The organism is Mesorhizobium sp. B2-6-1 (genome assembly GCF_006440475.1).
In the GTDB taxonomy this organism is placed as follows: domain Bacteria; phylum Pseudomonadota; class Alphaproteobacteria; order Rhizobiales; family Rhizobiaceae; genus Mesorhizobium.
This window is the reverse complement of record NZ_VFUH01000014.1, coordinates 94,407-107,737: the sequence shown is the minus strand read 5'-3', so window position 1 is coordinate 107,737 and position 13,331 is coordinate 94,407. Positions and strand designations below refer to the sequence as shown.

Genomic DNA, 13,331 nt, shown 5'->3' with positions numbered 1-13,331 from the left:
TAAATTGTGGGTGTACCCTAGGGCCGGAGGAGGTTACCGTCAGCAGAAATCTACTCTAACGGACGCATTATTGCGCGAACACCGGGCGGAGCCAAAAGCCAGAAGTCGCGGGTTTCACGACTCATGTGGGAGGAAAAGTCATGCCAGTTCACGCGCCGCCGACGCAAGCAGATGGCTTAGCAGCCGTTGCAACGTCTTCGGCGCGAGCTTCGGCCTCCTCCACTGGGCCGAAGACCGTCTTCGAGAAGATCTGGACCGCCCATCTCGTTCGGCAGTTGGATGACGGGCGCGACCTCATCTTCGTCGACCGGCACGTGCTGCAGGAGACGACGTGCGCCGCCGCTTTCGCGGGTTTGGAAAAAACCGGACGGCAAGTGCGTCATCCGGAGCTTACCCTTGCAACCCAGGACCACATCATCTCCACGGCGCCGGGTCGTACCGAGAACACCAATCCGGAAGGCCGCGAGCTCCTTTCCCTGATGCGGACGAATGCGTATCGGCACCACATCCGCCACTTCGGCGTCGGCGATCCGCGCCAAGGCATCGTGCACGTGATTGCGCCGGAACTGGGAGTTGCACTGCCGGGCAGCGTGCTGGCCTGCGGCGACAGCCACACCTCCACCGTCGGAGGGATCGGCGCGCTTGGCATCGGTGTCGGCACCAGCGAGGTCGAGCATGTGCTCGCGACGCAGACGCTTGCGCTCGCGCGGCCGGAGACCATGCGTGTCTCCTACGAGGGTACGCTCGGGCCGGGCGTAACCGCCAAGGACATGATCCTGCGCACCATCGGCGAATACGGCATCGCCGCAGGTCGCGGGGCGGCGGTCGAATACGCGGGGCCGGCGGTGCGGGCGCTCTCCGCAGAGTCGCGGCTGACACTCTGCAACATGTCGATCGAGTTCGGTGCGCGCCTCGGCCTCATAGCCCCTGACGAAACGACCTTCGACTATGTCCGTGGCCGCGAATTCGCACCCGCCGAGGCGGATTTCGAGCTCGCGCTGGCCTATTGGCGAACGCTGCGGACAGAGGCGGACGCCGTCTTCGATCGCGACGTCACCATCGATTGCGACAAGATCGTTCCACAGGTTACCTGGGGAACGACGCCGCAAGACGTCACGGGCATCGACGGGCATGTCCCCTACCCCGCCTCCTTTGCCGATGTGAAGCGCCGCGAACTCGCTGCTGCCGCAATTCGCTACATGGGGATCGAGCCTGGCAGTTCACTCGAGGGTATCCCGATCGACATCGCCTTCATAGGCTCCTGCACGAACTCACGTCTTGCGGATCTCGAAGCGGCGGCGGCCGTCGTGCGCGGGCGGAAAGTCGCTCCGAATGTTCGCGCGCTCGTCGTGCCGGGCTCCATGTCGGTGAAACGCGCAGCCGAAGACAAGGGCCTGCACCACATCTTCCGTGAAGCGGGCTTCGAGTGGCGCGATGCGGGTTGTTCCATGTGCGTAAGCATTAATGAGGATGTGGTCGGTCCGGGCCTGCGCTGCATGGCGACCAGTAACCGCAATTTCGAGAACCGGCAGGGGCCGCGCAGTCGCACCCATCTTGCGAGCCCCGCCATGGTCGCCGCTGCGGCGCTCGCTGGTCACATCACCGATGTCCGTAAGGGGAATGCATGAGAGAGCCCTTCGCCAGTGTCAATGGCGTGGTGGCAGTGATGCCGCTGAGCAACGTCAACACGGACGCGATTATCCCGTCGGCCTATCTGCGGTCCGCGATGGCCGACCTCGGCAAAGGCCTCTTCGGCGGCCATCGCTATGATGAGGCCGGCCGCGAACGGCCGGATTTCGTGCTCAACCGGCCGCCGTTCCGCGCTGCAAGCATTCTCCTGGCGGACGAGAACTTCGGCTGTGGAAGCTCACGCGAGGCGGCCGTCTGGGCATTGCAGCAGTTCGGCATCCGTTGCGTGCTGGCGCCGAGCTTCGCCGACATCTTCTACGAGAACAGTTTTCGCAATGGCCTGCTTGCCGGCTTGATCGACGCAGAGACATTCGCCGCGCTGGCCGCAACGGTCGAGAGCCGTCCCAGCAACCCAGTGTTCACGGTCGATCTGACGATGTCGGAGATCGCTGCGCCGGACGGGCACATCTACGCTTTCCGGGTGCCGGCGATGCGCGCTGAGGCGTTGGTGCGTGGCGACGATGAAATCGACACGACGCTTCGCCACGCCGCCGAGATCGAGGCTTATTATGCCGCCGGCAAGACAGGTCGCGGCTGGATCTACCGGCCCGTGGAAGGGGAATGGAACACATGACGCGTACGACCATCCGTGAGGCGCTGGCACAGGAGACGCCGCTCGTTACGCCGCTAGCACATGACGCGCTCTCCGCCAGGCTGATCGAACAGGCCGGCTTCAAGGCCTTCGCCATAGGCGGATCGGCGTTGCTCGCCGCCCGCCATGCCTATCCCGACATTGGACTGATCGGGCTGACCGACATGGTCGAGGGCATTCGCGATATCGCGGCTGCATCATCGCTGCCCTTCTTTGCCGACGCCGATGACGGTTATGGCGACGTGAAGAGCGTGGCGCGTACGATCGCCGCTTATGAAGCGATCGGCGTTCGCGGACTTCTCCTGGAAGACCAGAGTCGTGACCATAAGCAGCAGCGTGCCGACAAGGCGGCCGCGGTGGTCGAGGAAGCGGTGATCGAGGCGAAGCTTCGTACCGCCCTCGGTGCACGGAGGTATCCCGAGACTTTTATCATTGGCCGCACGGACGCCTATGGCCCGCTCGGCCTCGACGCGGCTATGCACAGGGCGGAACGCTTTCTTTCCGTGGGAGCTGACGGCATCTTCATCGCGGGGCTCCGCACCGAAGCGGATTACCGGAAGGTTGGTGCCGCCTTCAAGGGCGCCTATCTGTCGGCTGCCATGTTCGAGGGCGGCGATACGCCCTGGCTAAGCCCCGCCGAACTCGGCGCCATGGGCTTTACGCAGGTGTCCTTTCCGGCAAGCATCATCTTTCGCGTGGTCGCGGTCATGCAGCAGGCAGTCTCCGCGCTGCGGCGCCATGCCGAGGGGACGGAAACACTGCAGCCGCTCGCCAACGGCGTGGCCGTGCGCGGGATCCTGGATCAGGCAGTCAATCTCGACCACTGGCGGGCGATCGAAACTCCCGGGGCGAGGTAGGACGTACTGGAGTCGCCTTTCCGAGGGTATGAATGCCGCGCAAGCAGTGGCCTTGGCATGGCAAAGAGAGTCACGGGCTTAGCGACGCCCGGAGAATTGAAAAGGGAGGAACTTATGAAAGTATCGAATGCATTCTCGCGTCTAGCGGTTCTCGCTGCGGCCAGCCTGGCGCTGGCGGGCACGGCGCAAGCCGAACAGATCGTTGTGAGCAACTACGGCGTCTCGGCAAACGGAATGCCTTTTGCCGTGGCCATGGAGAAGGGCTTCTTCAAGGAAGAGGGCGCCGACGTTACAGGCATCCTTTCCTCGGCCGGCGGCGGCACGACGCTGCGCAATATGCTCGCTGGCGACGCGCCATATGCGGAAGTCAATCCGAATGCCATCATCGCGGCGATCCAGCAGGGCGCCGATATCAAGATCATCAGCGACAACGTGCTGACAGTTGCAGAATTCATCTGGGCAGTGAAGCCGGATTCGCCGATCCAATCGGTCAAGGACCTGAAGGGCAAGAAGATCGCTTTTACCAACCCTCGCTCCACCAGCCAAGGCTTGGCAGCGCTGGTCTTGCAGGCTGGCGGCCTCAAGACTGAAGACGCCGAGCTCGTGAAGACTGGCGGTTTCGGCGAAGGCGTTGCGGCGCTGGACACCGGGCTTGTCGACGTCGCGCCCATTCCAGAACCGCTGTGGTCGAAGTTCAAGGACAAGTATCGGCCTATCGCCAAGGCCTCCGATCTGCTGCCGCCCATCGCCAATGTGCTCGGTGCCGCTGCTGGCTCGGCGGCCGAGAAAAAGGGCGATTTCATCAAGGCGGTGATCCGCGCCCGCCGTCGCGCGGTGGAGTTCATGGCGCAGAATCCCGATGAGGCAGGCGACATCATCGCCAAGGTGTATAATCTCGAGCCAGAAGTAGCGCGCAGCGCGGTCAAGAACCTCGTGGACAGCCGTACCAACGGCATCGAATATTGGGGCACGGGGCAGATCCACCTGGACGGGCTAGAGAAGTCCGTCGAGGTGCAGAAGATGATCGGCGCCCTGAGCGGCGACGTCGACCTCAAGGCAATAATCGATACCCAGTTCCTGCCAGACGATATCAAGGAATTGAAATGACCATTTCGCAAAGCGCACAGGTCGCGCTGCGCGGCGTAGACAAGGTGTTCACCCGGCCGGGACGGCCGGGTGACACCGTTCACGCACTCGGCGCGATCGATCTTGAGTTGAAGCAGGGCGAATTCTTCGCCGTGGTGGGGCCGTCCGGCTGCGGCAAATCTACCCTACTGGAACTCGTCGCGGGACTTTCGACCGCGACCCGCGGCGAAGTCACCTTCGAAGGCCGGCCGATCGCCGGCCAGATACCGGATGGCGTCGGCGTCGTCTTCCAGGAAGATGCCTCCTTCCCCTGGCTTACGGTCGCCGACAATATTGCCTTCGGGCTGCGGCGCATGAAGATTTCGCATCAGGAGCGCGAAGAACGGATCGCGCGGGCGCTCGCGATGATGGGGCTCACATTCTTTGCCAAGAGCTATCCTGCCCAGTTGTCTGGAGGTATGCGCCAACGCGTATGCATCGCCCGGACGCTAGTGACGGAGCCGCGGCTCATTCTGCTTGACGAACCGTTCGGCGCGCTCGACCAGCAAACCCGCCTCCTGATGGGCGATGAGGTGCTGAACCTCTGGCGCAAGACCGGCGCGACGGTCTTCCTCATCACCCATGCGCTCGATGAAGCCGCCATGCTTGCCGATCGCATCGGGGTGATGTCGGCCCGACCCGGACGGCTCATCGATATCGTTAAAACGGACTGGCCGAAGGATCGCGACAGCCGCATCGTGCAGGAGGAGCGCTTCGGGACAATTACAGCCCGGCTCTGGCGTTCGCTGCGCGAGGAATCGCTCAAGGCGATCGGCAAGATGGAGGGGGCGGCATGAAGAGCGCCACATTCTGGCGGATCGGTATCGTCGTCGGCTTCGTCGGCCTGCTCGAAGTCTTGTGCTTTGTTGGGGTCATCCCCCACCTCACGATGCAGCCGCCGCACCGCATCGTCATCGATCTCGTCAAGATGTTGGCCTCGGGCGCGCTCAATGCCGCGATTGCCAAGACGTTGGGCAACGCCGCAATCGCCTTCGTCATTGCCGTTGTCACCGGGGTCGCGAGTGCTATCGTCATCCATCAGTTCGAGCGTGTGCGCGACACACTCGACCTGGTCTTCGCGACCTACTATGCGATCCCGGTCTTTGCTTTCTACCCGCTCCTGATTATCCTCTTCGGGCTTGGTGACGCACCGCAGATCTTCATCGGAACCATGCTGGGCGTCGTCGCTGTCATCGTGAATACGTTGAATGGCCTGGACCGGGTGCCGCGGGTGTTCCTCAAGACCGCCAAGATGGGCCATATGTCTGCGGTCGAGACCGCGTGGCGCATCACCCTGCCTTGTGCAGCACCTTATATCCTCACGGGGGCCAAACTCGCCGTCGCCTATTCGCTGATCGGCATCATCGGCGCCGAATTCATCATGTCGACGGGGGGGATGGGCTACGAGATCAGCTTCGCCTACAACAACTTCGACAATGCGATCATGTATCCGCTCATTCTGCTGATCCTGATCGTTTCGATCACCATCAACGCGCTTCTCGCCCGCTGGGAGAAGAAGCTCATGAACCGGCGGGGGCTTCGATGAGCAGCAAACTGCCTCTCAACGCGGTCGTCTCCGGCAAGGTCGATACGGTTGCGTCGACCGAGACCCGGTCAGCCGCACAGGACTTCCATATTCCCGACGGCCTGCGCAACGGCGTCACCCTCGTTGTCGCGCTGCTCGTCTTCTGGCAGATCCTCTATTGGATCGTGGGAGAGGTCGCGCTGCGCTCGCCGCTCGAGACGCTCGGCTTCACGGCCCATCTCGTCACAACCGGGCAGTTCTGGGTTCATCTTACCGAGACCGCCCAGGCCTTCGGCCTCGCGCTCCTGTTGGCGGTCGTCATCGGCCTCGCGATCGGTTTCACGCTTGGCCTGAACGGCGCCATCGCCGAGGTTCTCGAGCCCATGCTCGTCGCAGTCTATTCGATCCCCAAGATCACGCTCTACCCGATCCTGCTGCTCGCCTTTGGGCTTGGCATGTCGGCGAAGGTCGCATTCGGCACGATCCACGGCGTCATTCCTATCGCACTCTTCACGATCAATGCAGTGCGAAACGTCAAGCGCGTTTACGTCAAGACCGGGCACGTCATGCGCCTGAACCCTGCCGACATGATCGCGCGCATCGTCCTGCCGGCCGCCATGCCGGAGATCTTCGCCGGCATCCGGATTGGCTTTTCGCTGACGCTGATCGGGACGCTGCTCGGCGAGATGTTCGCCTCACAGCGCGGCCTCGGTTTCCTCCTGATGAACGCAATCGGCTTGCACAACATAGACCTCATCATGGCGCTCACTTTCCTGCTCGTCGTCATTGCGGGCGTCTCCAGTAGCCTGCTGCTTTATCTCAACCAGCGGCTTTATGGACGCGCCTAGCTAAGCCCCGGATCTTTTTGTTTTGAGCGTGCAATCTTTGTCGAGCTTGGCTCTTCAGAAACGACCCGGCGCAACCATGGAAGTGCTCGCCGATAAGACAGCCGAAACGCCGCATTCGAGACGGATGAGGTTGTAGCCAGGATCGTACGGCTGGTCGTGCCGCGAAGGCTTCACCGCGCCCGCTCCAAGGCGGATATACTGCCTCCATCACGGCACGGTGTCTGTGCTTGTGGCCGAAGAGGTGCAGGATTGCACGAGAGGTCAAAGCATCGTTCACAGCGCCTCCGTCAAAGAGCCAGTCGATTGGATGATGGACGAGCACAAGGCGACTGTATTCGGCACCAGCCGTTTGTAGGACTCAGAAAGATGTCGCTGGCCCTGTCGTCTTCAGTACGGCCAAACGGTGCCATGACCCGAGAATCTCTCGCCGAAGAGCTTGAGAGTGCGGCCGAGTGCCATTGCGGACATGTCGCGGCCGGATCTTCAAATCATCCTTCGCCGCGGTGCCTTGATGTTCCGAAACCTCGCTGGCTTTCCTTGAAGCCGGCGACGGACGATGCGCTCGCCTTGATCGCCTCTGTGATGAGGATCTGGGCTTGGAGATTACTTCTCCACAGTTCTCCGGGCAAGGGCGGTCAGGCGAAGCGCAATTTCATCCGGCTCATCGCGCGCGGCAGCGCTGGAATGTTTCCGGATCATCGGACGACCAGGAAAAGCCGTGCAGGGACAGGCTTATCCTGTTGGGCTCCGAACGCGAGAGCTCGACCGTGCCTGCGCTCATCGGGCTGCCGCCCTTGTAGCATTGGGCGGCAACGCGCAGCGTTTTTCCGTCAACGTGCGGTTCGCCGAATTCGCAGCCGACCTCATAAAAGGTCAATCCCGACGGCAGAACCTCCAGCACATCGACTTCCCCGTTCTCCTGCTCGCAGCGCAGCGGATCGGTCGACCATTTGCCGAGGAAGTCGTTCGGCATCTTGGCTTGGACGGCTGCCGGCAGGAACGACGCCAGTGCGACAAGGACCGCGAGCGAACGCTTAGCCCCGGCGCGGCGATGGCTGTCCGAGCTGGATTGCCTTTTCAGCATGACCGATCTGGTCATAAGCATGGTTCTCTCCTTTCTGCTGCCCGCCCATTCACAGCCGCGCCGGCCCTATTCAGGATTGACAGCGGCAATCAGGCAGTCCTTTCCTTGACCTTGTTGGTTCTGGGCCTTGCGCGTTTCGGCGGCGCGGATGCCGTCGCCTTGGCCTTTGCAGCCAAGCTCTTCGCGGCTGAGGCCTTTGCCACCGGGATTTTGGCGACTTGCTGATCCTTGGCGCCGGGCGCCTTTGCCTTCCTGGCCAGTGCCTTGCTCTCGCGGCGGATCGGCCGGCCTACCGGGCAGATCTCCTGCACAAAGCCGGTTAACGTCGAGGCCAGCGTGTTAGGCGCCTGGCGGTAATAGACGAACTTGCCGCGCTTTTCGCTCAACACCAGGCCGGCATGCTCAAGCAATTGCAAATGCTGCGAGATCGACGGCTTCGACATGTCGAAGCGCCCGGCGATGTCACCCGCGCTTAGTTCGTGATGCGCAACATAGGCAAGGATCTTGCGGCGTACCGGCGAGGACAGCGCCTCAAAGATGAGTTGGATGGACATACGACAATGCTACACGACAGCAAGTCGATTAGGCAATCAATTAATTGTTGACGCATTGACGATAAGCTGATTACCTAAATGACGAAACGAATTCGATCGGGGCTACAGGGGCGGGAGACAAGGCTGACCGCCGATGGCGGACGGCAAAGAAGGATGGCGAGATGCGCCCGGCCCTGAAAACCTTGCTCAAGATCGCCTTTGACATAGTCGCCACGATCGCCTTCTTCTACCTGGCCATGCTCACGGTGCCTTACGCGGTCGGCTTTCCTGTCGCCGGGCTGATGCGTCTCTTCTCATTAGGTGCTGGGTTTGTGCCGAACACCTGGATCGGCCACCAGTCCTTCCTGACGGATGCCCTGCTCGACACTTTGGGCATCACGTATCTGATGTTGGTCTTCGCCGTCGGCATTGAGATCGTGCGCCGGCTGGTCGGGTCCCGATCGATCTGGCTCTATGTCGTCGGCGCCTTCGTCACGATGGCGGTCTATATCGGCCCCGCATCCACAGCACCCCGTCCGGCTAGTGCCTTCGCGCTGGCACTACCGCTGATGATGGCCGCTGGATACGGTGCCGGCTACTGGCTGGTGACCATCCGTCTGCGCGCCGCTGTCATCCAGTTCGCCAGGCGCCTGATCTGCGGCCCCGACGCCAAACCCTGCGTGTTCTCCTGAGGATATCAAAATGTCTGCTTTGCGCCTTACATCTCTTTTGCGTTTTTCAACTCTGGGGTTCTTTACGCTGTCGGCATTAGCGTTGCTCGCCATCGCCACCGGCAGCGCTATGGCGGCGCCGGCGAAGGATCTCTACAAGCTCTGCCGCCAAGTGAAGAACGACGACGAGGTCCTCCCCTATTCGCACGCGCTTTACGCCGGCACGGTCAGGGCGTTCAAAAAGCTGTTTCCAGATGCCAAGATCGTGCCGGAGGAACCGGAACTCGAAACCCAGGTTCACTATCGCTGCATGAATGGCAAGCTGCTGGCCTGCTTCGTGGGCGCCAATCTGCCCTGCACCAAGATGAACGCCTCACGCGACAATCCTGGCGCTGACGAATTCTGCAAGGCGAACCCGAATGAAGACTTCGTGCCGGCCGCGGCGAGCGGCCACGATACCGTCTATTCCTACAAATGCCAGGACGGCAAAGCTGTGGTCACGGGTGATACTTGGGCACTCGACGAGCGCGGCTTCGCCAAGAAGCTTTGGGCCGAGGTAATTCAACATTGAGTTTGGTTTTGGCGCCTCAACGCTCTTCACCTCACTTGGGCCGAGACAAAGGGGCGGCAATTCCAGAGCATCAGTCAGGGCGGCTTCGGGAGGGGCAACGACACTGCATGCCCGTTACAGATTTGATCTCGCACGACGTCTGGTCGTGAGCTCGAATGGTAGAGACTCGCCTGTGGCTCTCAATCTCCTTATCGGTACCATCGTGATCAGCCTGACGGTACTGATTCATATCTTTGGCCTCATCGAGGTCACACACCCGGTGGGGGGTGCCTTGTGTCCCGTTTTCGCATGCACGGGCGCCGCAGCCGCATCGTCGCGATGACGCGTGGTGATGGGTCTCTTTGCCGTCATGACGGCAAAGATCTGGCTTTGGGCGGGGTTGTACCGGATGCTCAACATCTTCGCCGACTTTGAAACTGCATTGTACTTTTTCCACCATCACCTTCTCGACTGTTGGCTACGGCGACATAGTGCCTGCCCTTGCGTGGCGTGTCCTGGCGGCACTCGAATGCGTTAACGGGTTCTTGCTCATCGGCTGGTCGACCGCCTGTCTCATCGCAGCCGGCACCGCATCGGACCGTCCAAGGCGGGCGAGCATTTCTGACCAGTTGGTGCTCAGGTTTGCTCCCGATCAATACTGTACGGGCATTCTGTTGGTACGCTCTTACGATCGGGTCAGCCATGATTTGGCCGACGATCAGCAGGAGGGAGAGATCTGCCTTTCTGCTTCTTTGGACGAATTGACTATGACCTGATCGAACCGCAGACCGGGAGGAAAGACATCAGAGTTGGGAGGATAAGCATGGGAGAAGATCTATTCGGTCATCATGCCGACCGCATCCAGGCGGCGATTGCGTCGGACGCTGCGGCGAAATCCGCCCTGGTTGCCTCCTGGCGACGGTCTTCCAATTTGCATCGACTCGAACCAGCCGATTGCAGGCCTCCACATTATCTGACGGAGGCCGAACTGGGACAGGCCCGGCAACGAATCGAACCTCTCATTTGCGCTGCCCAAGCGAGTCTCGACCGTCTCTATCTCGCAGTAGGCGGCGTGGGATGCTGTGTCCTGCTCGCCGATCGCGACGGCGTGCCTGTCGAACGGCGCGGCGCGCTCGTGGACGACGAGACGTTTTATTCCTGGGGTTTGTGGACTGGCTCCGTCTGGAATGAGGAAAGGCAGGGCACCAACGGGATCGGCACCTGTCTGGTTGAGCGACGCCCGCTGACAATTCACCGCGACCAGCATTTCCATACGCGCAATACGCTGCTCAGTTGCACCACCGCTCCGATCCACGATCATGAGGGGAATCTTGTAGCCGTGCTTGACGTGTCGTCCTGCCGGGCTGATCTGACCGAAGCCTTTGTCAATCTCATCTCGATGGCTGTGGTCGACGCGGTGCACCGGATCGAGATTGAGAACTTCAAGATGGCATTCCCGAAGGCGCGAATTCTGCTGGCGCCGGTGACCAACAAAGGCTCTGGCGCGCTGATCGCCGTTGACGCGGACGATCTCGTGGTCGGCGCGACCCGTTCGGCCCGCCTGGCGCTTGGCATCACACAGCAGTGTTTCGACAAACCAATGCCTGCCGCCGATCTGCTCGGCTGGGCTGAGATCGGCCCTAAAGTTCTCGCTGAGGCAGAGCGTGGAGCCCTCCAGCGTGCGCTCGCGCGCGCTGACGGGAACGTCTCAGCCGCAGCTCAGGCGCTTGGGATCAGCCGGGCGACGCTTCACCGCAAGCTCAACCGTCTGGATGTCCGCCGGTCACACTGACGCCCAAGCTCTCATAACTGTCGCAATTCTGCGACACATCCTACCCGACCAGCGTGACCGGCGCGGTGACAAGCACCGCCGAAAATCGCAAGTGTCTTTCGAAGCGTCGCATCCCGCGACGTCAGCTTTGGGAGGAAGACGCATGAACAAGGTTGAATTCTCACGCTCGGTCAAGGCGCCCTTCGACAAGCGCTATGGCAATTTCATCGGTGGCAAACGGGCCGAGCCCCGCTCTGGCCGCTATTTCGAGAACTTCTCGCCGGTGAATGGCCAGCTGCTATGCGAGGTAGCGCGCTCGGACGGCCAGGACATCGAGGCGGCCCTGGACGCCGCCCATGCCGCCAAGGACGCCTGGGCGCGCACCAGCGTGGCCGAGCGCTCCCTTATCCTCAACCGCATCGCCGATCGCATGGAGGAAAACCTCGATCTCCTCGCATGCGCCGAAACGTGGGACAACGGCAAGCCGATCCGCGAAACGACCGCGGCCGACCTGCCTTTGGCCATCGACCATTTCCGCTATTTCGCCGGCGCGGTGCGTGGCCAGGAAGGCAGCCTTTCGCAGATCGACGACGACACTGTCGCCTATCATTTCCATGAGCCGCTCGGCGTGGTCGGCCAGATCATCCCGTGGAACTTCCCGTTGCTGATGGCATGCTGGAAACTTGCTCCCGCGTTGGCGGCCGGCAATTGCGTCGTCCTGAAACCTGCCGAGCAGACCCCGGCTGCCATCCTGCTCTGGGCCGATCTCATCGGCGATCTTTTGCCGCCGGGTGTGCTCAACATCGTCAACGGCTTTGGCCTCGAGGCCGGCAAGCCGCTGGCTTCGTCGCCGCGCATTGCCAAGATCGCCTTTACCGGCGAGACAACGACGGGCCGGCTGATCATGCAGTATGCCAGCCAAAACCTGATCCCGGTGACGCTCGAGCTCGGCGGCAAGTCACCCAACATTTTCTTCAAGGATGTCGTCGCCGAAGACGACGATTTCTTCGACAAGGCGGTCGAAGGCTTCGTCATGTTCGCGCTGAACCAGGGCGAGGTGTGCACCTGCCCGAGCCGCGCGCTCATCCAGGAATCGATCTACGACAGGTTCATGGAACGCGCCCTCAAGCGCGTCGAGGCGATCGTGCAGGGTGATCCGCTCGATCCGGCAACGATGATCGGCGCCCAGGCTTCGTCCGAGCAGATGGAAAAGATCCTGTCCTATATCGATATCGGCCGCCAGGAAGGAGCCGAGTTGCTGACCGGTGGAGCGCGCAGTCTTCTGCCCGGCGATCTGGCCGGCGGCTACTACGTCCAGCCTACGGTGTTCAAGGGTCACAACAAGATGCGCATCTTCCAGGAGGAGATTTTTGGGCCGGTGGTATCGGTCACGACCTTCAAGGACGACGACGAAGCGCTCAGCATAGCCAACGATACGCTCTACGGCCTCGGTGCCGGTGTCTGGACACGCGACGCCAACCGTGCCTATCGCTTCGGCCGCGCGATCCAGGCTGGCCGCGTCTGGACCAACTGCTACCATGCCTATCCCGCGCATGCGGCCTTCGGCGGGTATAAGCAGTCCGGCATCGGCCGAGAGACCCACAAGATGATGCTCGACCACTACCAGCAGACGAAGAATATGCTGGTCAGCTACAGCCCGAAGAAGCTTGGCTTCTTCTGATCGGCTCAAGGGCGCGGCTCCGCAGGGGACCGCGCCCCAAGCTGGATCGAAAACCTAATGCATACCAGGTCACGGCAACGCCGGCAGCGCTTGAACTGATCGCGGAGATCGTTGCCGAGCACGGTCCAGTGCTGTTCCATCAATCCGGCGGCTGCTGCGACGGCTCTTCGCCGATGTGCTATCCGCTGGACGAATTGATCGTCGGCGATCGCGATGTCTTGCTCGGCCATATCGGTGATGCGCCGTTCTACATCGGCGCATCGCAATTCGAGGCCTGGAAGCATAACGATCTCATTATCGACGTGGTGCCAAGCCGAGGCGGCATGTTCTCGCTGGACAACGGAAGGGAGAAGCGGTTCCTGACGCGGTCGACGATCTGCGCTGTCCAGATCGGGATGTAGGCCT

14 protein-coding genes and 1 pseudogene are annotated in these 13,331 nt (G+C 61.5%); 13 read left to right on the top strand and 2 right to left on the bottom strand.

Annotation, left to right across the window (positions count from 1 at the left end; genetic code table 11):
• Positions 1-140 precede the first annotated feature (140 nt).
• From leuC to FJ443_RS24980, 7 genes are all read left to right on the top strand, one after another.
• Positions 141-1,628, top strand: a complete 1,488-nt coding sequence (gene leuC / locus FJ443_RS25010) for a 3-isopropylmalate dehydratase large subunit (RefSeq protein WP_140522764.1) — start codon at positions 141-143, stop codon at positions 1,626-1,628.
• The gene (gene leuD / locus FJ443_RS25005; RefSeq protein WP_140522766.1) at positions 1,625-2,263 is read left to right on the top strand and encodes a 3-isopropylmalate dehydratase small subunit; all 639 of its coding nucleotides are present in this window, start codon (positions 1,625-1,627) and stop codon (positions 2,261-2,263) included. Before leuC ends, leuD begins: the two co-directional genes overlap by 4 nt.
• On the top strand, positions 2,260-3,138 hold the full coding sequence (locus FJ443_RS25000; RefSeq protein WP_181165395.1) for an isocitrate lyase/PEP mutase family protein: 879 nt from the start codon (positions 2,260-2,262) through the stop codon (positions 3,136-3,138). The genes leuD and FJ443_RS25000 overlap by 4 nt, the downstream gene beginning before the upstream one ends.
• A gap of 114 nt (positions 3,139-3,252) precedes the next feature.
• Positions 3,253-4,245 (top strand): ABC transporter substrate-binding protein, encoded by a 993-nt coding sequence (locus tag FJ443_RS24995; protein WP_181167710.1) that lies wholly within the window; start codon positions 3,253-3,255, stop codon positions 4,243-4,245.
• Positions 4,242-5,060, top strand: coding sequence for an ABC transporter ATP-binding protein (locus FJ443_RS24990; RefSeq protein WP_140522772.1), 819 nt, complete (start codon positions 4,242-4,244; stop codon positions 5,058-5,060). Before FJ443_RS24995 ends, FJ443_RS24990 begins: the two co-directional genes overlap by 4 nt.
• On the top strand, positions 5,057-5,809 hold the full coding sequence (locus FJ443_RS24985; RefSeq protein WP_140522773.1) for an ABC transporter permease subunit: 753 nt from the start codon (positions 5,057-5,059) through the stop codon (positions 5,807-5,809). Before FJ443_RS24990 ends, FJ443_RS24985 begins: the two co-directional genes overlap by 4 nt.
• Complete coding sequence (locus FJ443_RS24980; RefSeq protein ID WP_140522775.1) at positions 5,806-6,636, top strand: ABC transporter permease; 831 nt, start codon at positions 5,806-5,808, stop codon at positions 6,634-6,636. Before FJ443_RS24985 ends, FJ443_RS24980 begins: the two co-directional genes overlap by 4 nt.
• A 661-nt stretch (positions 6,637-7,297) precedes the next feature.
• On the opposite strand, the gene FJ443_RS24975 is transcribed toward FJ443_RS24980, so the two are convergent.
• The gene (locus tag FJ443_RS24975; RefSeq protein ID WP_140522777.1) at positions 7,298-7,741 is read right to left on the bottom strand and encodes a hypothetical protein; all 444 of its coding nucleotides are present in this window, start codon (positions 7,739-7,741) and stop codon (positions 7,298-7,300) included.
• A gap of 68 nt (positions 7,742-7,809) precedes the next feature.
• The gene (locus tag FJ443_RS32100; protein WP_210239480.1) at positions 7,810-8,274 is read right to left on the bottom strand and encodes a metalloregulator ArsR/SmtB family transcription factor; all 465 of its coding nucleotides are present in this window, start codon (positions 8,272-8,274) and stop codon (positions 7,810-7,812) included.
• 161 nt (positions 8,275-8,435) lie between these two features.
• On the opposite strand from FJ443_RS32100, the gene FJ443_RS24965 reads away from it, so the two are divergent.
• From FJ443_RS24965 to FJ443_RS24940, 6 genes and pseudogenes are all read left to right on the top strand, one after another.
• Positions 8,436-8,945: a hypothetical protein gene (locus tag FJ443_RS24965; RefSeq protein WP_140666180.1), complete on the top strand. Its 510-nt coding sequence runs from the start codon at positions 8,436-8,438 to the stop codon at positions 8,943-8,945.
• 10 nt (positions 8,946-8,955) lie between these two features.
• Positions 8,956-9,495, top strand: a complete 540-nt coding sequence (locus FJ443_RS24960) for a hypothetical protein (protein ID WP_140522781.1) — start codon at positions 8,956-8,958, stop codon at positions 9,493-9,495.
• Positions 9,496-9,667: 172 nt separating this feature from the next.
• A pseudogene (locus tag FJ443_RS31790) lies at positions 9,668-10,099 on the top strand (ion channel).
• 198 nt (positions 10,100-10,297) lie between these two features.
• The gene (locus tag FJ443_RS24950) at positions 10,298-11,266 is read left to right on the top strand and encodes a GAF domain-containing protein (RefSeq protein ID WP_140522783.1); all 969 of its coding nucleotides are present in this window, start codon (positions 10,298-10,300) and stop codon (positions 11,264-11,266) included.
• 142 nt (positions 11,267-11,408) lie between these two features.
• The gene (gene adh, locus FJ443_RS24945) at positions 11,409-12,926 is read left to right on the top strand and encodes an aldehyde dehydrogenase (RefSeq protein WP_140522785.1); all 1,518 of its coding nucleotides are present in this window, start codon (positions 11,409-11,411) and stop codon (positions 12,924-12,926) included.
• Between the two features lie 41 nt (positions 12,927-12,967).
• Positions 12,968-13,327 (top strand): DUF779 domain-containing protein, encoded by a 360-nt coding sequence (locus tag FJ443_RS24940; RefSeq protein WP_140522787.1) that lies wholly within the window; start codon positions 12,968-12,970, stop codon positions 13,325-13,327.
• Positions 13,328-13,331 lie beyond the last annotated feature (4 nt).

Excerpts from the sequence above, each read along its gene's own strand:
- leuD (WP_140522766.1), top strand. The coding sequence starts at position 1,625 with ATGAGAGAGCCCTTCGCCAGTGTCAATGGCGTGGTGGCAGTGATGCCG.
- FJ443_RS24990 (WP_140522772.1), top strand. The coding sequence starts at position 4,242 with ATGACCATTTCGCAAAGCGCACAGGTCGCGCTGCGCGGCGTAGACAAG.
- FJ443_RS24995 (WP_181167710.1), top strand. The coding sequence starts at position 3,253 with ATGAAAGTATCGAATGCATTCTCGCGTCTAGCGGTTCTCGCTGCGGCC.
- FJ443_RS24950 (WP_140522783.1), top strand. The coding sequence starts at position 10,298 with ATGGGAGAAGATCTATTCGGTCATCATGCCGACCGCATCCAGGCGGCG.
- FJ443_RS24960 (WP_140522781.1), top strand. The coding sequence starts at position 8,956 with ATGTCTGCTTTGCGCCTTACATCTCTTTTGCGTTTTTCAACTCTGGGG.
- FJ443_RS24965 (WP_140666180.1), top strand. The coding sequence starts at position 8,436 with ATGCGCCCGGCCCTGAAAACCTTGCTCAAGATCGCCTTTGACATAGTC.
- FJ443_RS24985 (WP_140522773.1), top strand. The coding sequence starts at position 5,057 with ATGAAGAGCGCCACATTCTGGCGGATCGGTATCGTCGTCGGCTTCGTC.
- FJ443_RS25000 (WP_181165395.1), top strand. The coding sequence starts at position 2,260 with ATGACGCGTACGACCATCCGTGAGGCGCTGGCACAGGAGACGCCGCTC.
- leuC (WP_140522764.1), top strand. The coding sequence starts at position 141 with ATGCCAGTTCACGCGCCGCCGACGCAAGCAGATGGCTTAGCAGCCGTT.
- adh (WP_140522785.1), top strand. The coding sequence starts at position 11,409 with ATGAACAAGGTTGAATTCTCACGCTCGGTCAAGGCGCCCTTCGACAAG.
- FJ443_RS32100 (WP_210239480.1), bottom strand. The coding sequence starts at position 8,274 with ATGTCCATCCAACTCATCTTTGAGGCGCTGTCCTCGCCGGTACGCCGC.
- FJ443_RS24980 (WP_140522775.1), top strand. The coding sequence starts at position 5,806 with ATGAGCAGCAAACTGCCTCTCAACGCGGTCGTCTCCGGCAAGGTCGAT.
- FJ443_RS24975 (WP_140522777.1), bottom strand. The coding sequence starts at position 7,741 with ATGCTTATGACCAGATCGGTCATGCTGAAAAGGCAATCCAGCTCGGAC.